The sequence below is a fragment of the Lactimicrobium sp. genome (assembly GCF_036453465.1).
Lineage (GTDB): Bacteria > Bacillota_I > Bacilli_A > Erysipelotrichales > Erysipelotrichaceae > Bulleidia.
This window is the reverse complement of the sequence record NZ_JAZHUW010000020.1, coordinates 1-21,176: the sequence shown is the minus strand read 5'-3', so window position 1 is coordinate 21,176 and position 21,176 is coordinate 1. Positions and strand designations below refer to the sequence as shown.

Sequence of the window (21,176 nt, the reverse complement as noted above, 5' to 3'; positions counted from 1 at the left end):
GACAAAGAGCCGTCTCATCACTGAGATGGCTTTTTTTACGCTTTTGTGCGTGATAGAATGAAAAACGTTATGAGCGAACAAAACAAGAAAAATACAAACGAAACAAAAGATTCCCAGTCCTCATTTGCCTCGGATCTTGTGGGTTTTCTCCGTGATCTATTGATCTCTGTGCTGGTCGTGCTGTTCATCGTCAAAGTCATTGCCCGCCCGGTACAAGTCATCGGCAGTTCCATGTTTCCAACCCTGCAGAATGGCGAACTGGGCTTTTCCAATGTCGTTGGCACAAAGCTCGGCCATATCAAACGGTTTGATGTTGTCATCATCTACCTGGAAGAAAAGAAGGAATATCTCGTCAAGCGTGTCATCGGCATGCCCGGGGAGACCGTCAGCTATCAGGACGGCCAGCTGTACATCAATGGGGAGGCCGTGGATGAGCCATTCCTGGATCAGGCTTATGTGGCACAATACGGTGATTCCTTTATGAGTGATGTCGCAGAAATCACCCTGGGGGATGATGAATACTTCTGCCTGGGTGACAACCGTCCTCACAGCACCGATTCCCGCTTCTATGGTCCTTTTAAGAAATCGGATATTGTTGCCAAAGGCATCTGGGTCTTCTGGCCGCTGAACAAGATGGGAGTCCATACATGGTAAAAGTACAGTGGTATCCCGGCCATATGGAAAAAGCCAGAAGGCAGATGAATGAGCGCCTGAAGGCAGTGGATATGATCATTGAAGTAAGGGATGCCCGCATTCCCAATGCCTCTGCCAACCCGCTGTTAAAGGAAATGGCTCCCAGCAAGCCTAGACTCATCGTCCTTGCCAAAAGCGACATCGCCGATCCTGAAATCACCAAACAGTGGCTGCAGGCATTTCAGAAAGAAAACCAGATGGCCATAGCCCTGGACCTTTCCCATGATGCCCATGCCGGCAGAAAAGTCATTCAGGCCTGCGGTATTTTAATGCGCCCGATCCATGCAAAACAGATGGCCAAAGGCATCCGTCCCAGAGCCGCCAGAGCCATGGCTGCCGGCATCCCGAATGTTGGTAAAAGCACTCTGATCAACCGTATCGCCGGCAAAAACACGGTTGTGGCAGCAGATAAACCCGGTGTTACCAGATCTTTGACATGGATCCATGCCGATCCCAGCCTAGATCTGCTGGATACACCAGGGGTTCTCTGGCCGAAGTTTGAAGATGAAAGAACAGGCTCTCTGCTGGCAGCCTGCGGTGCCATCAATGAAAACATCCTGGACCTTAAGGCCATTGCCATGGATACCATCCATGCTATTCAGGATCTGTATCCCGGTGTATTGGAAAAGGAATTTCATACAGAAAACGTCAATCCCAATGGCATGCTCAAAGCCATTGCCGACCAGCGCCACCTGGTACTGTCTGAAGGCGAACCGGACACCAAGCGTGCTGCCTCGGTCTTCCTGCATGAATTCCGCCGTGGCAAATATGGTCCATTGACACTGGAAAGGCCATCCTGATGGCAAAGAAAATCTGTCCCAATACATATGAACATGAGGCCTGGACCAATGGCAGAAGTGTGCTTGGCATGGATGAAGCTGGCAGGGGACCGCTGGCCGGTCCGCTGAGCGTTGCCGGCGTCATCTTTCCTATCGGCTATGAAAACCCGGAAATCTATGACTCCAAGGCCCTGAGTGAAAAAAAGCGTGAAGCACTGTATGACACCATCCTGGAAGATGCCCTGTGGGCAATGGTGATCGAAGTCAAGGAAGCAGACATCGATCATTACAATATTTACCGTGCGGATCAGCTCGCCATGGAAGAGATTGCTATGGCGGCAAAGGCCGATGTCATTCTGAGCGATGCCATGCCGCTGCCGGATCTCGATCAGGAAACCATTGCCATTATCAAGGGTGATCAGAAAAGCATTTCCATTGCGGCTGCTTCCATCCTTGCCAAAGTTACCCGGGACCGTATCATGAAAGCATATGATGCCATATATCCGGGCTATGGCTTTGCCCGCAACAAAGGCTATGGCACAAAGGAACATCTGGCCGCCATTGAAAAACTTGGCATCACGCCCATTCACCGCCGCAGCTTTGCCCCGGTCATGTATCATCAGACAAAACTGGATCTTTTTTAGGGGATTCAGCTTTTTTTATGGGTATAAAGGGCTGGAGGATACTTGCATGAATGACAGAGAAAGACTGGCAGCTTATGCCTGCCGCTATCAGGGAGACTGGAAGAGCATTCAGAAGGCATGGATGCATGATCTTGATGTGCACGAAGTTTCAGCCGACCCGTTTATCACCATCTTTGACAAGGATTACCCGCCCCAGCTCAAACAGCTGCAGTATGCCCCATGGGTACTGTTTTATCAGGGCGATATCACCCTTCTGCAGAAACGGATGATTACCCTGGTCGGCACCCGGCAGCCAGGTGTGCAGGGCGCCCAGGCAGCCGCTGCGATCTCATCCCGTCTGTGCTCACAGTTTGTGATTGTCAGCGGTCTTGCCAAAGGGGTTGACGGCATCTGCCACCGCACGGCACTTGCTCATCAGAAACCAACCATCGGTGTCATTGCCCATGGCCTGGATACCGTATATCCCATGGTCAATCAGGACCTGTATGCCGCCATGAAAGAAAGGGGACTGATCCTGTCAGAATTTCCAAGAGGCACACCGGTGCGCAAATACCACTTTCCCTGGCGCAACCGGATTCTGGCTGCTTTGTCAGAGGCCGTGATTGTCGTACAGGCCAGCCTGCACAGCGGCACCATGCATACGGTACGGGAAGCACTGCAGCTGGGAAAAGAGATCTGGTGTGTGCCTCATCCGTTTCAGCAGGAAGAGGGATTTGGCTGCAATGCCCTGATTGATGATGGGGCAAGAATCCTGTACGATCTGGACCAGCTGCAGGAGATTGAACAAACAAAACCGGTTGAAAATGCAAAACGTTTCGTGTAAGGTAAGCCTTGTTATAAATTTTATGCGAAATCAAAGGGAAAAATGCAAATGAAGAATTTAGTCATTGTAGAGTCTCCATCAAAATCGAAAACGATTGGGAAATATCTGGGACCGGATTATACGGTTGTCTCCAGCAAAGGACATATCCGCGATCTTGCCATCAAAGGTAAAGACGGCCTTGGCGTAGACATTGACAATGGTTTTACGCCCGTCTATGAAATCTCAAAAGACAAAAAAGATGTTGTAAAAGAACTCAAAGACGATGCCTCCAAAGCACAGAACGTCTATCTGGCAACCGACCCGGATCGTGAAGGAGAAGCCATTTCCTGGCATCTGGCCCAGGTATTGGATCTTCCCGAGGATGCCACAGACCGTGTCACGTTCCATGAAATCACAAAGAATGCGGTCAAGCAGGCATTCTCACAGCCAAGACAAATTGACATGGATCTTGTCCACTCCCAGGAAACCAGAAGAATCCTGGACCGCATCATTGGCTTCAAGCTCTCCAAACTGCTGAAAAACAAGATCAAGTCCAAGTCTGCCGGCCGTGTACAGTCCGTTGCCCTGAAGCTGATTGTTGAGCGGGAAAAGGAAATCAAGGCATTCAAGCCGCAGGAATACTGGACGCTGGATGCCATCTTCCGCAAAGACGGCACTGAATTTACCGCAGCTCTGAGTAAGATCAACGGCGAAAAGGCACAGCTGCACAATGAGGAAGAAGCTGAAAAAGCTTTCCAGGCCTGCCAGGGTGAGTTTGAAATCACTTCGATCAAGACTTCCGTGCGCTCCCGCCGCCAGCCGCTTCCTTTTATTACATCCACACTGCAGCAGGAAGCTTCCACCAAGCTTGGCTTTGCGGCCAAACGCACCATGTCCATTGCCCAGCGTCTGTATGAAGGCATTGACATCGGTTCCGGCCAGGAAGGTCTGATCACCTATATGCGTACCGACAGTACCAGATTGTCAGACCTTTACATCAATGCCGGCCGCAAAAAGATTGAGCAGGAATTCGGCAAAGAATATCTTGGCAGCTATCATGCCCACAATGATGCCAATGCCCAGGATGCCCATGAGGCCATCCGCCCGACCAACATTGAAAATACGCCGGAAAAGATCAAACAGTATCTGACCAGTGAGCAATACAAGCTGTATCACATGATCTATGCCCGTGCTCTGGCTTCTTTGATGGCACCGGCACGCTTTGATGCCATGACGGTTGTATTGAGCCAGAACGGCCATGACTTTACGGCCAGCGGCTCCAAGCTTGCCTTTGACGGCTTCCTTCGGGTTTACAAAGACTATGATGCCAGCAAGGATGTACTGCTGCCGGTATTGACTGAGGGTGAAAAGATGCCGGCTGCTTCTCTGCAGAAAAACCAGCACTTCACTGAACCACCGGCAAGATATACCGAAGCAAAGCTCATCAAGGCAATGGAAGAAGAAGGCATCGGCCGTCCAAGCACTTATGCCATGATCATTGATACCATCCAGGCAAGAGGCTATGTCACCCTGGAGCGTACCTCCCCGAAAAGCAGAACAAGAGTGTTCTTCCCGACGGATCAGGGTATTCTGACAACCGAAAAGCTGGATGAGTATTTTGCCGGCATTATCAATGTCAAATACACGGCCCAGATGGAAACAAAGCTCGATGAAATCGCCGATGGGGAAGCAAAGGAACTGGATACACTGACAGCGTTCTGGCAGAAGTTTGAACCATTGCTGGATGCGGCCTATGAAGGCATGGAGAAGATCCAGCCGGAAAAGGTTGGCGAGAAATGTCCGGAATGCGGCGGCGACCTGGTATACCGGGTAGGGCGCTATGGCAAGTTCATTTCCTGCTCCAACTTCCCGACCTGCCGCTATACAAGACAGATCGAAACCGACAAGGAAAAGCCGGAACCAATCGGCCGTACCTGCCCGGAGTGCGGCGGCCAGCTGGTCAAGCGTAAAAACCGCTATGGCTCCTACTTCATTGGCTGTGCCAACTATCCCAAGTGCCATTACATGGAAAACATGCAGGGCGAAAGGGTCTATTCCAAGGCCGAAAAAGCAGCCATGAATAAAACCGGCACTGATGCAGAAACAGTCGAAAAACCGGTCCGTAAGACTGCCAGAAAGACAGCAAAGAAAACAACAAGAAAAACAGGCACAAAGAAAACAGCCGCGAAGAAAACAACGGCCAGAAAGACAGCTGTCCGCAAGACAAAGAAAACAGGTGAAGACGCATGAAGCAGGCATATGTGATCGGGGCAGGCCTGGCCGGCTGTGAGGCAGCCTGGCAGCTGGCCAATCGTGATGTTCATGTAACACTGTATGAAATGAAACCGGTAAAGCATTCGGCTGCCCACCACGCAGATACCTATGCAGAGCTGGTGTGTTCCAATTCTCTGCGTTCCAATGCGCTGACCAATGCCGTCGGTGTACTCAAGGCAGAAATGCGCACCATCGGGTCTTTGATCATGGCAAAAGCAGATGAAAACCAGGTGCCGGCAGGTTCTGCCCTGGCCGTAGACCGCGAGAAATTCTCACAGGACGTTACCGATGCCATCAACAGCCATCCCAACATCAGCGTTGTCCATGAAGAAGTGGATCATATTCCCCAACAGCCATGTGTTATTGCGACCGGACCGCTTTCTTCCCAGGCAATGGTGGATGCCATCGGGAAGCTGATTGATCAGAAGTACTGCTACTTCTATGATGCGGCGGCACCGATTGTGACAGCAGATTCCATTGATTACAGCAAAGCATACTTCAAGAGCAGATATGACAAGGGCAGCGCTGATTATCTGAACTGCCCGATGAGCAGGGAAGAATTTGATGCCTTTTATGAAGCCGTCATTACGGCAAAGACCGCTGATCTGCACAGCTTTGAAAAAGAAGTCTACTTTGAAGGGTGCATGCCGTTTGAAGTGATGGCAAAACGAGGCAGGGACACGCTGCTGTTTGGCCCGATGAAGCCGGTCGGTCTGGAAAAAGACGGCATGCGGCCCTATGCTGTTGTACAGCTGCGCCGTGACAATGCAGAATCTTCACTGTATAACATCGTTGGTTTCCAGACCCATCTGACCTGGGGTGAGCAGAAGCGCATTATCCATATGATCCCGGGACTTGAGAACGCTGAAATTGTCCGCTATGGCGTCATGCACCGGAATACATACATTGATTCACCGGTGATTCTTGGCGAAGGATATCAGTACAAAAACAGGAAAGATCTGTTCTTCGCCGGCCAGATGACAGGTGTGGAAGGCTATATTGAAAGTGCTGCCTCCGGCATGCTGGCAGGCATCAATCTTGCCCATGTTCTGCATGAGGAACCGCTGGCTCCTGCCAATCGGGATACGATGATCGGGGCAATGTCCTATTATGTCAGCCATGCGGATCCCAATCATTTCCAGCCGATGAATGCCAACTTCGGCATCATGCATTTAAGTGCAGATGTGAAGAAAAAAGACCGCAAGGCAGCCTATGCCCCGCAGTCTCTTACTCTGATCCGCCAGATGAAGGAATCCCATGTCCTTTGAAGACAGCCTGGATGGCTTTCTGAGCCAGATCAGCCGCAGCCGGACGGGATCCGCTGATACGCGTGATGCCTATCACCGGGATGTGCAGCGATTCCTTTCCTACCTGGAAGAAAAGCACATCACTTCGTTTGAAGATGTGACAAGAAATGACATTGCGGATTATATCACGCAGCTGCGCAGCGGCCATATCGGCGGACATGTCTTGTCCAATGCGTCCTTTTCCCGCAATCTGTCTTCCCTGAAATCATTCTGGCGGTATCTGAACCAGTATGAGAATGTACAGGCCAATCCCGTACAGGCATTCCATGGCTCGCGCCATACCCGCAAACTGCCGGAGTATCTGACCTTTGATCAGATGGAGAGCCTCTTTAACACGTTCGATCTTTCAACCCTGAATGGGGTACGTGACCGCTGCATCCTGGAAACGATGTATGCCTGCGGGCTGCGTGTTTCGGAGTGTGCCGGCATCCGCATTCAGGATGTCAGCCTCGATGAGAACTATCTGCGGGTATTGGGTAAGGAAAGCAAGGAACGCATGGTGCCGTTCTATCCAAGATGCAGCCAGCTTTTGAAAATCTATCTGCAGCAGGTACGGCCGGTGCTCATGCACGGCCATCCGGAAAACGGCATTCTGTTTGTCAACCGGTTTGGCAAGGGCATTTCTTCACGCTCCATCCAGATCATGGTGGAAAAAGCAGGCGTCAATGCCGGATTGTACATTCATGTCCATCCCCATATGATCCGCCACAGCTTTGCGACCCATCTGCTGGACAATGGCGCCGATCTGCGGGTCGTACAGGAACTGCTGGGCCATTCTTCTTTGTCAACGACCCAGATCTATACCCATCTGACCCAGGACAGACTTGCCAGGGTAGTGGAAGCAGCCCATCCGCATTCCTTGACAAATGAAGGAAAAAACGACTGAAAACAGGCATATCCCACAATAAAAAGCTTTGAAACAGATGCAGGTTATGATACCATACTTGAGGCATCTGTTTTTTTGATGCATAAAAAGCAGATGTACTTCTCACACAGTGGATTCACCATCCCGTGCATGCAGAGACTGTAAAGCATGCGGGACTGCATGTTGATGGTGTTGGAAACTGTGGCGGAAAACAACGGAAAGCGAGGTAAAAATTAAAATGACTGTTGTTTCAATGAGGAAAATGCTCGAAAACGGTGTTCATTTTGGACATCAGACACGCAAGTGGAACCCGAAGATGAAGCAGTATATCTATACTGCCAAGAACAATGTGTACATCATTGATCTTGCCAAGACACAGGAACAGCTGGACAAGGCATATGCTGCCCTGAAGAAGATCACTGAGGATGGCGGCAAGGTTCTGTTTGTTGGTACAAAGAAGCAGGCACAGGCTACTGTGCTGGAAGAGGCAATCCGTTCCGGAAGCTTCTATGTCAACCAGAGATGGCTGGGCGGCACACTGACAAACTTCAGAACCATTCAGAAGTCTATCAAGAAGCTGACTGACATCGAAGAGATGGAAACATCCGGCACCATTGAACACTATACAAAGAAGGAACAGGCTCTGCTTCTGAAGCAGAAGGACAAGCTGGAGAACTATCTCGGCGGTATCAAGGAAATGAAGAAGCTGCCGGATGCACTGTTTGTTGTGGATCCGCTGCAGGAGCACAATGCTGTTGAGGAAGCCCGCAAGCTGAACATCCCGGTATTCGCCTTGATCGATACAAATGCTGATCCGACCAAGGTGACATATCCGATCCCGGCAAATGATGATGCTGTACGTTCCATCAAGCTGATGGTCAGTGTCATCGCCGATGCTATTGTTGAGGCTAAGGGCGGTGTTCTGGAAGTTGCTCATCAGGAAGAAGAGGGTGAGGACATCACCATGAAGGATGTCATCATCAATGTTGAGCAGCAGGCTGCTGAGTATGAGCGCAAGAGAAGACAGAGATTTGAAGAGCGCCGTGCCCAGATGGCTGCTGGCAATGGCCGCAATGGCCGTTTCTCCAACGGCAATGGTGAGCGCCGTGTATTCCGCAGAGACAGCCGCAATACAAATGCTGCTGCACCTGCCGCAAAACCTGCAGTAAAGAGTGAGGAAGCTGTAAAGGAGGACAAGTAATTCATGGCAGCTGTAACTGTTGCAATGATCAAGGACCTGCGTGAAAGAACAGGCGCAGGCATGATGGACTGCAAGAAGGCTCTGACAGAGTCTGACGGCAATATCGAAAAGGCAATTGACTGGCTCCGCGAAAAGGGCATTGCCAAGGCTGCATCCAAGGAAGGCAGAATTGCGGCTGAAGGTCTTTCCAGAATTCTGGTTAAAGGCAACAAGGCTGCGATTGTCGAAGTCAACTCTGAGACTGACTTCGTTGCCAAGAACGAGAAGTTCCTGCAGCTGCTTGACAAGACACTGAACACTCTGATTGACTCCGATGCCAAGACAGTAGACGAGGCAATAGAGCTCAAGACAGAAGATGGCACACTGAAGGACACTTATGTCGCTGCTGTTGCTACAATCGGTGAGAAGATCACTCTGAGACGTTTCGCCATCCTGACAAAGAAGGATGATGAAGAGTTCGGTGCCTATATGCACCAGGGCGGCAGAATCTCTGCTCTGACACTGGTCAAGGGTACAGACGATCCGCAGGTTGCCAAGAACATGGCGATGCAGGTTGCTTCCATGAACCCGACATATGTTTCCAGAAACGATATGCCGAAGGAAATCGTTGATCATGAGCGCTCCATTCTGGAAGCACAGCTCAAGGATGATGAGAAGCTTGCCAACAAGCCTGAGAAGGTAAAGGCCGGTATCATCGAGGGACGTCTGTCCAAGGATCTGCAGGATATGTGTCTGGTTGATCAGATCTTCTTCCTGGATCAGGATGTTAAGTGCGGCCAGTACCTCAAGGAGAACCACGCTGAGGTTGAGACATTTGTCAAATACAAGGTTGGCGAAGGCATCGAGAAGAAGAAGGATGACTTTGCTGCTGAAGTTGCCGCAATGGCTCAGAAGTAAGCTTTCATACAAAAACGACGCAGACATCGTTCTGCGTTTTTTTATGCGCATTTTCGTATTTCAACGTATGATAACAGCGAGGTGAAAACATGATTGATACAGTCATATTTGATGTCGGCGGCGTTCTTTCCAGCTATGAGCAGGTTACATACTATCTGCACCAGGGATACAGCAGACAAATGAGTGAGCGGTTAAAAAAGGCTACGATGGATCATCCTGCCTGGAAGGAATATGACCGCGGCGTACTGACAGATGAAGAAGTCAGGGCCAGGTTCAAAAAAGATGCACCGGATCTTGCCAGCGAGATTGATGCCTCCTTAGTACATATGCACGGCCTTGTCACCCGCAGAGATACATCCATTCCATGGATCACTTCCCTCAAAGCACAGAATATGAAGGTCTTTGTCCTTTCCAACTTTGCCAGAACGGCCCTGCAGGACTGTGCAGATGCCCTGGATTTCAGAACGTATTGCGATGACTGTTTCTTCTCCTGTCAGCACCAGGTCATCAAGCCGGATCCAGCTGCCTTTCTGACCTTGTTCTACCTGTTCCATATTGATCCCTGTCATGCTGTCTTCATTGATGACACTTTGGCTAACATCATATCTGCACAGCAGTTCGGCCTGCATGGCATTCACTATCAATCACAGAGCCAGGCGGAAACAGACCTTGCAAAACTGCTTGTGCAGCAGAATACCTGAAGCATTTTCAATTCTCTGACAACATAAAAAAGTGATCTTTGTACAGGCAGAACAAAATGTTCTCTGCCTGATACAGAGATCACAATTTCTTTTCCTTAAAGGCGCTTCAATACAAAGTGCAGCAGAAAACCTTCGCGAACACCATACTCACTGGACACAAACTCCCTGATGCCAAAGCTCTGGGATGCTGCCACCAGCATGCCAAGACCGGGCACAAGAACCGGCAGACGGTCAGGCGTCACATTTTCCTTCGCTGCTTTGCACCAGGCAGGATCTTCCTGCTTCAGACCTGTATACAAAGCCAAAAGATCTTCTGTCAGAAATCTTGCCTGCTGGTTTCCTTTAACAGCTTCCACAGTCTTGCGGCAGGCACGGATCGTGCCGCCCACACCGATTGCCATATCGCTGTTTGAAAGAGAAGGATGCTGCAGACGCATGTTTTCAATTGCCTCTTTGGATACAGAGGGATCCGGTTTCATGGCAGAAAGGCGTACACAGCCTAGCGGAATGGAAACCGCATCCTGGATTTTCCTGTTTTGGAAACTGACAAATTCTGTTGATCCTCCACCGATATCAATCATCAATCCATCCGGAATCTGACAGTCAAGGGTTGTGCCATAGAAGTCGCACATCGCTTCTTCTTCACCGGTTAACAGCCTGACATTTGCAAGGCCTGCTTCTTTGATTGCAGATAGAAAGGCATCCTGATTCACAAGGTTTCGGCCGCATTCAGTCACATCCCCATAGATGTCACCGACATGCATTTCCTGACACTTTTCAAGATATCCTCTGATGATCTTCTGTGCTTTCTGCAGTCCTTCCTCACTCATTTTTCTATCCTGAATGCAGGCAACAAGATGTGCAGCAATGGACTGATAGTACAGCTGATGAAGGCCGGTATCATCGATCTGATAGATGACAAGTACGATGGTATTGGAGCCAATATCAATAATGGCGGTTGTATGCATATGGATTCCTCCCGGGAGACATTATACTGACAGGTACATGAAAATGCAGAAGAAATCCGCTCTGTCATGCTATAATAAATGCCAGAAAGAATAATCAGGAGGAATATCATGTATAAACGTGTCTTACTGAAACTGAGCGGAGAAGCATTGTCCGGGACACAGGGTTCTCCTTTTAATGCAGCAGTACTGGATGATCTTGCGGACGAAATCGGACAGGTTCAAAAAGCAGGCATTCAGGTTGCCATTGTTGTAGGCGGCGGAAATTTCATCCGCGGCAAGATGGCTGTGGAGCTTGGGATGGAGCGCACACAGGGAGACCATATGGGCATGCTGGCAACAATCATCAATGCTCTGGCGATTCAGTCCACACTGGAAAAGCATGGCATTGATACCCGCGTACAGACATCCATCAGTATGCCGGAAGTTGCGGAGCCATTTATTGAAAGAAGAGCAGTAAGACATCTGGAAAAGGGCAGGGTCGTCATCTTTGGCGGCGGCACCGGCCTGCCGTATTTCTCTACCGATACAACGGCAGCACTGCGGGCATCTGAGATCAAGGCAGATGTGATTCTGATGGCAAAAAATGGTGTAGACGGCGTCTATTCGGCGGATCCGAAGAAAGATCCCAATGCAGTGCGGTTTGACACACTGACATATATGGATCTGCTGGAAAAAGGACTGCAGGTTATGGATGCTACAGCTACATCGCTGTGCATGGACAACCATATGGCAATCATGGTGTTTAACATGAACCAGAAGGGAAACATTGTCAAAGCATGCATGGGTGAGGATATTGGAACAATTATTAAAGGAGAAAAGTAAACATGTCGTATCCGATTATTGAAAGCAGCAGTGAAAAGATGGATAAGGTCATTGAGCATCTGCATGCAGAGCTCAACCAGATCCGCACAGGCATGGCCAATGCCAAGATGCTGGACAGAGTGGAAGTGGAATATTATGGAACACCGACACCGCTGAACCAGATCGCAGGTATTTCCGTACAGGAAGGCAGAACACTTGTCATCAAGCCCTATGATCCTTCTTCTTTGAAAGATATCGAGAAGGCCTGCAACCAGGCAAATCTGGGTATTGCTCCACGCAATGACGGTACCGTCATTCGTCTGACAGTGCCGGAGCTGACTGGTGAAACCCGTAAGGAAATGACCAAGAAGGTTGCCAAGATTGCTGAAGAATGCAAGATTCAGATCCGCAATATCCGCCGTGATGCCAATGATGCTGTCAAGAAGGACAAGACATTGGATGAGGATATGCAGAAGGATGCCAAGGAAGAAATCCAGAAGCTGACGGATAAGTATATCAAGACGATTGAGGATACCGCTGACAAGAAGTCTGCTGAAGTTCTCAAGGTTTGATTCAAAATATATAAAGGCGCATGGCAGAAAGTTCATGCGTTTTTTTGCCGTTAAAGTTGAACAAGACTATAATGAAGACAGAACCCATCTGGGATGAAAAGGAGAACGAATATGGATAAGTATCAGTGCCCGTGCGGATATGTGTATGATCCGGAAGTTGGTGATCCAACGCAGGGAATCAAGCCTGGCACAAAGTTTGAGGATCTGCCGGAAGACTGGGTCTGCCCGGTATGTGCATTGCCGAAGTCTGCTTTTACCAAGGTTGAGTAGACACAAGAGAGGATGCTGTCTATGGCATTCCTCTTTTTTTATGGGCATGCATGGTATAATACGTACCGAGGTGGAGTATGAAAGAATGCAAACACGTCGCCATCATTATGGATGGCAATGGGCGCTGGGCCAAGGCCAAAGGCCTGCCGCGCACTGCCGGCCATAAAGTTGGTGCAGATAATGTCAGAACCATTGCGATTGCGGCAGACAAACTTGGTGTGAAATATCTGACTCTCTATGCGTTTTCAACCGAAAACTGGAAACGCTCCAAGGATGAAGTCAGCTATCTGATGAAGCTGCCTGCATACTTGTTCAAAATGTATATGCAGGAATTCCTGCAGAGAGGCTTCAGAATCAGGCTGATCGGTGATCTGTCTGCACTTCCTGAAGCAACCCGCCAGGTCCTGCTGGATGCGGCAGATGAGTCCAAGGACAACACCGGCCTCAATCTGGTCATTGCCATCAACTATGGCTCCCATGATGAAATTGTCCATGCGGCAGTTTCCTATGCAAAGGATGTCAAGGAAGGAAAGGCAGATCTGAACCTGACCCCGGAAAAGTTTGAACAGTACCTGTATACAAAGGATTTCCCGCCGGTTGACCTGCTGATCAGAACAAGCGGTGAGCAGCGTATTTCCAACTATCTGCTTTGGCAGATTGCCTATGCCGAACTGGAATTTATACCGGAATCCTGGCCTGAATTCACCCCTGATGTATTAAAGCGCTGTCTGGAAGAATATTCCCACCGTGACCGGCGCTTTGGCGGTGTCAAAGATGAGTAAGAGCATGATGATCAAGATTGCGACAGCAATTGTACTGATTGCTGTGGCGGTCCCGCCGCTGGTATTAGGCGGTATTCCGCTGAAGATCCTGTGTGCTGTCATTGCCGTACTGGCTGGCTGTGAAATTGCCAGTCTGAACAAAGAAAAGAACAAGTGGCTGACTGCAATTCTGAACATTGGAGCAATCTTTGCCATGGTCGTTGCACCTGTGGATCAGTTTGTCATGGTCTGTGCCTTCTATGTCACAGTCCTGTTTGCCATTGTCATGTTTGATGAAACCACGACAGCAGAATATGCAGCCTATTCCTTTCTGATTTCCTGCCTTGTCGGCATGGCACTGCTTGGCTTGAACAATCTGTATACATTCCACAACGGGTTTCTATTGACATTGTACGTCGCCATTGCCTGCTACGGCTGTGATACCGGTGCCTATTTCTTCGGCGTTTTCCGCGGCAAACACAAGATGATTCCGCGCGTCTCTCCTCATAAGACATGGGAAGGCAGCATCGGCGGCTATTGCACTGGTGCACTGCTGTCCATGCTGTGGGGATTCTGCCTGTGCCGCGATATGATGCCAGCCGGCATGATCATCGCCGGGTCACTGACACTGCCGCTGCTGGCCCAGCTTGGTGATCTTTCTTTCTCCAGCATCAAGAGACACTTCGGCATCAAAGACTTCGGCAGTATCTTTCCGGGACATGGCGGTATTCTTGACCGCATTGACAGTATGATCTTCTGCCTGCTGTTCTTCCATGCACTGCTCGTGCTGGGAGGCCTGCTATGACACGCAAACGGCTCGTCTTGTTAGGGGCATCCGGTTCTATCGGCACCCAGACAATCGATATCGTCCTGCAGCATCCTGATCTTTTTGAAATCAAGGCTCTCAGTGTCGGTCACAACATTGACTGCCTGCGCAAAATACTTGCAAAAGTAAAAGCAGATCAGGTGTGTGTCATGGAAAAACGGGATGCACAGCAGCTTTCTGCAGACTATCCGCACATTCACTTTGTCTATGGCGATGAAGGATTGCTGACACTGGCAGAAAGAGATGATTATGATGTGCTGGTCAATGCACTGGTTGGCTTTGTGGGGTTTGCACCGACACTGGCTGCGATTCAGACAAAGCACAACATTGCTCTGGCCAACAAGGAGACACTTGTGGTAGGCGGTGAGCTGATCAAGCGGGCCCTGCAACAATATGGTGTCAGCCTGTATCCGATTGATTCTGAACACAGTGCGATCTTCCAGTGCCTGCAGGGAAACAGAAGGCAGGATGTCAAGCGTCTGTGGATTACCTGTTCCGGCGGTGCATTCCGCAATAAGAGCAGAGACGAACTGCAGAATGTAACTGTGGAAGATGCCCTGGCCCATCCCAACTGGTCCATGGGTGCCAAGATCACGGTTGACTGTGCCAATCTGATGAACAAGGGCTTTGAAGTCACCGAAGCACACTGGCTGTTTGATATGCCGTATGATGATATCAAGGTGCTGATGCATCCACAATCCATTGTGCATTCCATGGTGGAATATGTTGACCATTCCATCATTGCCCAGCTTGGTGCTGCCGATATGCGCCTGCCGATTCAGTATGCCTTGACCTGGCCTGAGCGCTATGACTTCCATGAGGAACATCCGCTGGATCTGGCCATGGCACCGGATCTGCATTTTGAAAATCCAGATACAGAGCGCTTTCCATTGCTTGCTTTAGCCTATGAAGCAGGAAAGAAGGGCGGCAACCTGGATGCGATCATGAATGCGGCCAATGAAGCGGCCAATCTGGCCTTCCGCCAGCACAAGATTCCGTTCCTGATGATTGAGGAGATTGTCATATCAGCTGTGCATGAAGCACCGTACAAACAGGTCAATGATGTACAAGACCTGCTGGATGCGGATGCCTGGGGGCGTCACTATGCACAGTCCAAAATAGAGGAGTATTTGAATTAATGGTAATTACACTCATCTTGTTTTTTCTGCTGCTGTCTGTCATTATTACGATTCATGAAGCCGGCCACCTGTTTGCAGCGAAAAAGTTCGGTGTCTACTGCTATGAATTTTCTTTTGGCATGGGCCCGGTGATCTTCAAGCGCAAAAAAGGAGAAACCCAGTATTCCATCCGTGCACTGCCAATCGGCGGTTTTGTCGCCATGGCAGGAGAACAGGATGGCGATGAAGCCTACCCGGATGTACATGTGCCGGAAGGCAGAAGGCTGACGGAACAGAAGTGGTGGAAGAAAGTCATCATCATGCTGGCAGGCGTCTTCATGAACTTCGTGCTGGCATATGCGATCTTTGTCGGCATTGCTCTGGCAGCCGGCGGTGTACAGATGTCACCGGAGCCAGTTGTCGGCTCGGTTGTGGCAAGCAGTCCGGCAGAGCAGGCAGGCTTTGAAGCAGGAGACAGGATTATCAAGATTACAGCCGAAGACGGCTCTTCAGTAAAGCCAAAGACTTTCCTGGACATGCAGTCGTTCAATACGGAAGGACAGGCATGTGTCTATACAGTCGAAAGAGATGGACAGACGCTTGAATTGACTGTAACACCTGCATACGATGAAGAGTCCGGTGCTTACCTGATCGGCATCACATCAGTAGAAGGTAAATACGTCAAGGTAACCCCAGCGAACTGTCTGTATTTTGGCGGCTATTACATGGTGACGATGACAAGACTGATGTTCCAGGCAATTGGAACCATCTTCCATGGTTCTGGCCTGAAGCAGTTATCCGGACCGGTTGGCATTTATAAGGCAACCGGACAGGCCGCATCCATGGGCTTTGGCAGCTACATGCTGCTGATTGCAGAACTGAGCCTGAATGTCGGCATCTTCAATCTGCTGCCATTGCCGGTACTGGATGGCGGACAGGTTGTGATCACGCTTGGCGAAGCCATCTGCCGCCACAAGCTCAACGAGAAAGTCAAGACAGGTCTGATGCTTGGCTGCTGGGCACTGCTGATTGTGCTGATGGTATTTGTCACATGGAAGGATATTGCCAGCCTGTTTGCATAAAATAATCTTGAGTATTTGAAAACATGGTGCACAAAGCCATGTTTTTTCATTTATAATATCCGGGAAGACAAATCTTCTGCTTTTTTCGTATTACGAGAGATAACAGCTGTCATCTCAGCTGCACATGCAGATTCGATGTAAACTTCTCTGGCATCTGGTTCAACATTGGAACAATGGCCAGATCACATCTGTTTCATCCAGAAGGGATGATGCTGCAGATGCGGTACGTACTTTACCCTGAACAAGTAAGTTGACCGCAGAATGCAGATCACATCATGCCATCTGCTGGAACAGTGTGCGCCTGCAGGATTGCACATAAGCGGAGTCGTCAGTCCGCCGACATTGGTGTATAAGCTGCAGACAGGGGAAAGCCGTGCTCCCATGATGATCAAATGCACGATGGCTTCTGACAGCATGAAATGAGAAGGCATAACATTGGTGCCGGGTCATATTCTCTCTGCAAAAGCCATGATACGCTGACGAATCCAAAGCAAGTACACACGTGATTTCTGAACCTGTATATTTCCACAGAAACACATTCCTGTTTTTAAGCATCACAAATTTCCTGCGGTGGCATCTCTGCCTGAAGCAAGAAGAGGGAAGGAATCACATGAAAATAATCAGACAATTTATTCTTGTGCTGGCTCTTGCCGGCAGTACTCTGCCTCTTGGCAGCAAAGTCTTTATCAAAGCAAATGCAGACAACAGCAATGACTATTCCATACACCAGGGCTGTGTCTTTGATGTAGACGTCGTCAATGACAATGGCGGCTTCGATCACAAAGGATGCTACAGTGATTTTAATTCTGCCAAAAATGCAATGAATTCACTTGGTCAGGATGCTGTCATCAGAAACTCTGCGAGCAAATCTCCAACCAAGATCATTGCCATGATGTCTGGCATGGTCATTACAAACCCATACCGTGACAATGGCAGAGAGCTTTCTTATTACTATATGAACCAGGATTTCTCGGGTTCCAGCACATATTCCCGTCAGTATGCCCAGGCACAGTATCACGATACTGCCTGGTATGACACTTCCAATGGCGGCGGTGCTGTTTCCATGACGATGAATGGCTTTGACGGCTACGTCAAGATGGCAGAATGCGATCTTGTGCCGATCAAGTACTATACCAATCATCTTGCCATCACACTTGGCGGCAACAACCCTGAAGATCCGGAATATACACTGTATCCTGAGATGGATCATTACACCGTTTCTACAGGTTCCTATGGAAACAAGGAAATGTATTTCTACTCGTACTGGGGCTGGTCCAACTCTGCTGCTTCGAACTGGCAGACCTATGCCTATCCTGACAGAACCGGCGTTGTTCTGCCGGCAGGGGACTGGATGAGTGAAGGTACGACTTATTACAGTGCCAACGGCTATGATTTCTATACAGATCAGGCTATGACACTGTATGCTGGCACATATTACAACTACTATCAGTTTTTACCATTACGTACAAATTCCAATCTGACAGCAGATGATCTGCAGAACTTCCTGAATCAGAGTGGCTATGCCGGTAATTCTGTCATGAGCGGCAATGCCCAGGCATTCATTGATGCCCAGAATAACTATGGTGTCAATGCTTTGATTGTCTATGCCATGGCACTGCATGAATCAGGTTATGGTACCAGCAATCTGGCCAGAACAAGAGCAAACCTGTTCGGCTGGAATGCAGTGGATTCCAATCCGAATCTTGCCTCTTCCTACAGTTCGATCTACACAGCCGTATCTACCCAGATGGGCAAGAACCTGAATGGCTATCTGGACGTGGATGATGGCAGACACTTTGGCATGGCCGTTGGCAACAAGGGCAATGGCTTCAATGTCTGCTATGCCTCTGATCAGTTCTGGGGCATCAATATCGCATCACTTGCCTACCAGATTGACAGAGCATCCGGCTTTAAGGATCTCAACAAGATTACACTCGGTGTTGTTAACTCCGATTCCAGTGTCTACTTCACGAAGAATGCCTATGATGATATCAAGTGGTATGACATCAAGAATGCAGGCGGCGTGAAATACGGAAACTATTTCCCGAGGGCATATCTTGTACCAGTGCTAGGTGAAGAGAATAACTCCTACAAGACACAGACTTCCGATCATCTGACCAATGGCAGACTGACAAGAGCATCCAGCTCCAACATGCAGTACTATGACTTTGACAGCAACGTTGCCTACATCAAGAAAAAATGGCTGCAGCTGTTAAGCAATGGTTCACCAGCCAGCAATGACAATGTGGACCCAACACCTGCTCCAACACCAACGCCGTCTACAGAACCTACGGCGGAGCCTACAACCGAACCAACTGCAGAGCCTACAAGTGAGCCAACTACAGAACCAACATCTGAACCGACAACATCACCAGAAACAACACCTGAACCATCCGAAACTCCTGAAAATGAAGTTGAGGATATGAGCAATGCTTCTTATAAATATCGTTCTGGAGTTGGAGCAGTATCTTATGATGAAATTTCACATGTTGTGACTATGACTGGCCTTGGCTATTTTGATGGAGCAGCAGCTTACAACCATTCTGTTACACAACAGATGAAATTGGTAAATGCCGAAAGTGAAGATGTAACAAACCTTTCTACACAGACAACGGATTATCAGGGCATCATGGAAGAGTTGTTTGCAGGTTACGTGGCAGTTGGATACCAGACGGAAATAGACCTCGATGATATCAAGCCTGGAAATTATATTCTTGAATTGGAGACAGTTAATGGCTCTCATAACTCCATGAATTCATTGTTCTATAACGATCTAAAAGAAGATTATTCGATTACCCGCGAAGATGGATATACGGTTACTTTCTATACTTCTCCTCTTAACAGCTACAGAATTGAGGTTTCTTGTGAAAAGCAGAATATCAATTTGTCTAATGTGAAGAAGCCAAGTCTGATGACACCTGTATTCGGTGCTGACAGCATGTCTATTGATAAGGGACATTTGACAATCACAAATGGTTATGGATTCTTGCGAAATGCAAGCATGTGTGCCGATACACATCCTTCCTATACGCTCTATCTTGAGGATGAAGACGGTAAATTGTATTCATATGCAATTGATGCAAAAGCTAGTGTTTATGATTTCAAGTCGTGGTTAAAAAATTATCAATACGAGACTTCTATGTGCAGTTTTGATGCTGATATTGATCTGTCTCATCTTTCTTCAGGCAAGTATCGTTTGTTTTTGGAAATTAATACAGACGAATACAAAGATATCTTTGAATTATATCGAAATTGGCCTGACAAATTGAGTTCACAATTTGAAGGACGCACATATACTCTTAAAACGGAAAAAGCAAGGTCAAGATATATTCTGACCATAGAGTGAGGGAAAACAAGTTATGTCTTTGAAATTAAAATTAGGATTTAAGATAGCTCTGGCAGCGGTGCTGACAGCAGGAGCGGGCACAGGTGCATATGCTGTTTATACAGTCAACGCGTCTGATTCGATTGATGTACCGGATTTCAGCGGAAAGGCACAGCGCATTGTTGAAATCTGGGCTAAGAAGAATAACCTGGAAGATCAGGTGAAGTTTGAACAGGAGTACAGTGATGATGTCCTGAGTGATTGTGTAATCAGTCAGTCAGCCCGCAAAGTATCATCGGATGGCATTCTGACCTTTACCATTTCCCAGGGACCAGATCCGGATAAGGAAGTCGAACTTCCAGATTTTTCAGGCAAAAAGAAGGATGAAATCGAGGCATGGTTTGCGGATAACTACTTCTCCAATGTCACCTATACGTATACCAATGTGACGGATCAGGATCTTGAAGATGACATGTTTGTCAGCATGGATCCAACTGCCGGCACCAAAGCAAAGCGCTCTGATGCCATTACCGTTACACTTGCCACAACTGAAATTGTGGCACCGGATTTCTCATCCATGAGCAAAGACGAGATTCAGAAATGGGGCGATGAAAACGGCATTTCTATCACATTTACAGAACAGGAAAGTCAAATACTCAATGATGGCGATATTGTAAGCATTTCTGCCAAAGCTGGAGACAAACTGAAGAAGGGTGATACTGTCACTGTCACGATTGCAAAACATACAGACAGTACGGATACTGAAAAGAGTCAGGAAGAAGTCAGCAGACAGACTACAGATACCAATGCCAATGGAGGTACACGGGATCAAAATTATTCCAATTCTGACGTCACACAGCAAAGTAGCGAAAATTCTGAGACAGAAAATACCCAAAACAGCACACCTGAGAGTGAAACAAAAGATACACCGGTTCAGGCTTCCGGAGTTTGCTTGTCGGATGCTGCTGGTAAAGCGTTAGGCACTACTTATGTAGGTGATGCCGCATCTAATATTGGCGAGTATCTTGATACGTTGCGGCAGAATGGATGCAAGGTAACTGAAAATTATATCCAGTCTTCTAATAACAATAAGGGTTTTGCTGGTTATTCAACAAGTTCAGACAGATCAAGTGCGACAGTTAACATTTATCAAAACAATTAACCTTAGATCTGCTTCAAAGTAGAACTACACTGTTTCACACATTGTAAAATCTTCATTTCATCGCATTATATCTGAATTTTTGATCCATTGAATGCCATTAGTTCTATACTATATGTAGTTCTATTAAG

20 protein-coding genes are annotated in these 21,176 nt (G+C 48.3%); 19 read left to right on the top strand and 1 reads right to left on the bottom strand.

The window, feature by feature from the left end; genetic code table 11:
- The first annotated feature begins 69 nt into the window (after positions 1–69).
- The 10 genes from lepB to SOI44_RS06355 all read left to right on the top strand — a co-directional run bounded on the left by lepB (position 70) and on the right by SOI44_RS06355 (position 10,163).
- Positions 70–654, top strand: a complete 585-nt coding sequence (gene lepB, locus SOI44_RS06400; RefSeq protein ID WP_331348392.1) for a signal peptidase I — start codon at positions 70–72, stop codon at positions 652–654.
- Positions 648–1,493: a ribosome biogenesis GTPase YlqF gene (ylqF, locus tag SOI44_RS06395; RefSeq protein ID WP_331348391.1), complete on the top strand. Its 846-nt coding sequence runs from the start codon at positions 648–650 to the stop codon at positions 1,491–1,493. The genes lepB and ylqF overlap by 7 nt, the downstream gene beginning before the upstream one ends.
- A complete protein-coding gene (locus SOI44_RS06390) occupies positions 1,493–2,116 on the top strand; it encodes a ribonuclease HII (RefSeq protein WP_331348390.1) in 624 nt (207 codons plus the stop codon). The genes ylqF and SOI44_RS06390 overlap by 1 nt, the downstream gene beginning before the upstream one ends.
- Before the next feature lie 46 nt (positions 2,117–2,162).
- Positions 2,163–2,939 carry a DNA-processing protein DprA gene (dprA, locus tag SOI44_RS06385; protein ID WP_331348389.1) on the top strand — a complete coding sequence of 259 codons (777 nt, stop codon included), beginning with the start codon at positions 2,163–2,165 and terminating at the stop codon, positions 2,937–2,939.
- Between the two features lie 48 nt (positions 2,940–2,987).
- Entirely contained in the window at positions 2,988–5,168 is a 2,181-nt protein-coding gene (gene topA / locus SOI44_RS06380; RefSeq protein WP_331348388.1) for a type I DNA topoisomerase, read from the top strand.
- Entirely contained in the window at positions 5,165–6,460 is a 1,296-nt protein-coding gene (gene trmFO, locus SOI44_RS06375; RefSeq protein WP_331348387.1) for a methylenetetrahydrofolate--tRNA-(uracil(54)-C(5))-methyltransferase (FADH(2)-oxidizing) TrmFO, read from the top strand. Before topA ends, trmFO begins: the two co-directional genes overlap by 4 nt.
- Entirely contained in the window at positions 6,450–7,385 is a 936-nt protein-coding gene (locus tag SOI44_RS06370) for a tyrosine recombinase XerC (protein ID WP_331348386.1), read from the top strand. Before trmFO ends, SOI44_RS06370 begins: the two co-directional genes overlap by 11 nt.
- A 217-nt stretch (positions 7,386–7,602) precedes the next feature.
- Complete coding sequence (gene rpsB / locus SOI44_RS06365) at positions 7,603–8,565, top strand: 30S ribosomal protein S2 (protein ID WP_331348385.1); 963 nt, start codon at positions 7,603–7,605, stop codon at positions 8,563–8,565.
- A gap of 3 nt (positions 8,566–8,568) precedes the next feature.
- Positions 8,569–9,462: a translation elongation factor Ts gene (gene tsf, locus SOI44_RS06360; protein ID WP_331348384.1), complete on the top strand. Its 894-nt coding sequence runs from the start codon at positions 8,569–8,571 to the stop codon at positions 9,460–9,462.
- Between the two features lie 89 nt (positions 9,463–9,551).
- The gene (locus SOI44_RS06355; RefSeq protein ID WP_331348383.1) at positions 9,552–10,163 is read left to right on the top strand and encodes an HAD family hydrolase; all 612 of its coding nucleotides are present in this window, start codon (positions 9,552–9,554) and stop codon (positions 10,161–10,163) included.
- A 95-nt stretch (positions 10,164–10,258) separates the two neighbouring features.
- Here SOI44_RS06355 and SOI44_RS06350 read toward each other — a convergent pair whose 3' ends face one another.
- The gene (locus tag SOI44_RS06350; protein WP_331348382.1) at positions 10,259–11,131 is read right to left on the bottom strand and encodes a Ppx/GppA phosphatase family protein; all 873 of its coding nucleotides are present in this window, start codon (positions 11,129–11,131) and stop codon (positions 10,259–10,261) included.
- A 108-nt stretch (positions 11,132–11,239) separates the two neighbouring features.
- Between SOI44_RS06350 and pyrH the strand changes: the two genes are divergently transcribed.
- The 9 genes from pyrH (at position 11,240) to SOI44_RS06305 (ending at position 21,048) form a co-directional block, all read left to right on the top strand.
- Entirely contained in the window at positions 11,240–11,953 is a 714-nt protein-coding gene (gene pyrH, locus SOI44_RS06345; protein WP_331348381.1) for a UMP kinase, read from the top strand.
- Positions 11,954–11,955: 2 nt separating this feature from the next.
- Positions 11,956–12,504 (top strand): ribosome recycling factor, encoded by a 549-nt coding sequence (frr, locus tag SOI44_RS06340; protein ID WP_331348380.1) that lies wholly within the window; start codon positions 11,956–11,958, stop codon positions 12,502–12,504.
- 111 nt (positions 12,505–12,615) lie between these two features.
- Positions 12,616–12,774 carry a rubredoxin gene (locus SOI44_RS06335; RefSeq protein ID WP_108775882.1) on the top strand — a complete coding sequence of 53 codons (159 nt, stop codon included), beginning with the start codon at positions 12,616–12,618 and terminating at the stop codon, positions 12,772–12,774.
- Positions 12,775–12,851: 77 nt separating this feature from the next.
- Positions 12,852–13,556 (top strand): polyprenyl diphosphate synthase, encoded by a 705-nt coding sequence (uppS, locus tag SOI44_RS06330; RefSeq protein ID WP_108775881.1) that lies wholly within the window; start codon positions 12,852–12,854, stop codon positions 13,554–13,556.
- The gene (locus SOI44_RS06325; RefSeq protein ID WP_331348379.1) at positions 13,549–14,340 is read left to right on the top strand and encodes a phosphatidate cytidylyltransferase; all 792 of its coding nucleotides are present in this window, start codon (positions 13,549–13,551) and stop codon (positions 14,338–14,340) included. The genes uppS and SOI44_RS06325 overlap by 8 nt, the downstream gene beginning before the upstream one ends.
- A complete protein-coding gene (locus tag SOI44_RS06320; RefSeq protein WP_331348378.1) occupies positions 14,337–15,500 on the top strand; it encodes a 1-deoxy-D-xylulose-5-phosphate reductoisomerase in 1,164 nt (387 codons plus the stop codon). Before SOI44_RS06325 ends, SOI44_RS06320 begins: the two co-directional genes overlap by 4 nt.
- On the top strand, positions 15,500–16,561 hold the full coding sequence (gene rseP / locus SOI44_RS06315) for an RIP metalloprotease RseP (protein ID WP_331348377.1): 1,062 nt from the start codon (positions 15,500–15,502) through the stop codon (positions 16,559–16,561). The genes SOI44_RS06320 and rseP overlap by 1 nt, the downstream gene beginning before the upstream one ends.
- Before the next feature lie 610 nt (positions 16,562–17,171).
- Positions 17,172–19,907, top strand: a complete 2,736-nt coding sequence (locus SOI44_RS06310) for an N-acetylglucosaminidase (RefSeq protein WP_331348376.1) — start codon at positions 17,172–17,174, stop codon at positions 19,905–19,907.
- Positions 19,908–19,920: 13 nt separating this feature from the next.
- Entirely contained in the window at positions 19,921–21,048 is a 1,128-nt protein-coding gene (locus tag SOI44_RS06305; RefSeq protein WP_331348375.1) for a PASTA domain-containing protein, read from the top strand.
- The last annotated feature ends 128 nt before the right edge of the window (positions 21,049–21,176 follow it).

Coding starts and splice junctions, on each gene's coding strand:
- lepB (WP_331348392.1), top strand. CDS start 70: ATGAGCGAACAAAACAAGAAAAATACAAACGAAACAAAAGATTCCCAG.
- ylqF (WP_331348391.1), top strand. CDS start 648: ATGGTAAAAGTACAGTGGTATCCCGGCCATATGGAAAAAGCCAGAAGG.
- SOI44_RS06390 (WP_331348390.1), top strand. CDS start 1,493: ATGGCAAAGAAAATCTGTCCCAATACATATGAACATGAGGCCTGGACC.
- dprA (WP_331348389.1), top strand. CDS start 2,163: ATGAATGACAGAGAAAGACTGGCAGCTTATGCCTGCCGCTATCAGGGA.
- topA (WP_331348388.1), top strand. CDS start 2,988: ATGAAGAATTTAGTCATTGTAGAGTCTCCATCAAAATCGAAAACGATT.
- trmFO (WP_331348387.1), top strand. CDS start 5,165: ATGAAGCAGGCATATGTGATCGGGGCAGGCCTGGCCGGCTGTGAGGCA.
- SOI44_RS06370 (WP_331348386.1), top strand. CDS start 6,450: ATGTCCTTTGAAGACAGCCTGGATGGCTTTCTGAGCCAGATCAGCCGC.
- rpsB (WP_331348385.1), top strand. CDS start 7,603: ATGACTGTTGTTTCAATGAGGAAAATGCTCGAAAACGGTGTTCATTTT.
- tsf (WP_331348384.1), top strand. CDS start 8,569: ATGGCAGCTGTAACTGTTGCAATGATCAAGGACCTGCGTGAAAGAACA.
- SOI44_RS06355 (WP_331348383.1), top strand. CDS start 9,552: ATGATTGATACAGTCATATTTGATGTCGGCGGCGTTCTTTCCAGCTAT.
- SOI44_RS06350 (WP_331348382.1), bottom strand. CDS start 11,131: ATGCATACAACCGCCATTATTGATATTGGCTCCAATACCATCGTACTT.
- pyrH (WP_331348381.1), top strand. CDS start 11,240: ATGTATAAACGTGTCTTACTGAAACTGAGCGGAGAAGCATTGTCCGGG.
- frr (WP_331348380.1), top strand. CDS start 11,956: ATGTCGTATCCGATTATTGAAAGCAGCAGTGAAAAGATGGATAAGGTC.
- SOI44_RS06335 (WP_108775882.1), top strand. CDS start 12,616: ATGGATAAGTATCAGTGCCCGTGCGGATATGTGTATGATCCGGAAGTT.
- uppS (WP_108775881.1), top strand. CDS start 12,852: ATGAAAGAATGCAAACACGTCGCCATCATTATGGATGGCAATGGGCGC.
- SOI44_RS06325 (WP_331348379.1), top strand. CDS start 13,549: ATGAGTAAGAGCATGATGATCAAGATTGCGACAGCAATTGTACTGATT.
- SOI44_RS06320 (WP_331348378.1), top strand. CDS start 14,337: ATGACACGCAAACGGCTCGTCTTGTTAGGGGCATCCGGTTCTATCGGC.
- rseP (WP_331348377.1), top strand. CDS start 15,500: ATGGTAATTACACTCATCTTGTTTTTTCTGCTGCTGTCTGTCATTATT.
- SOI44_RS06310 (WP_331348376.1), top strand. CDS start 17,172: ATGAAAATAATCAGACAATTTATTCTTGTGCTGGCTCTTGCCGGCAGT.
- SOI44_RS06305 (WP_331348375.1), top strand. CDS start 19,921: ATGTCTTTGAAATTAAAATTAGGATTTAAGATAGCTCTGGCAGCGGTG.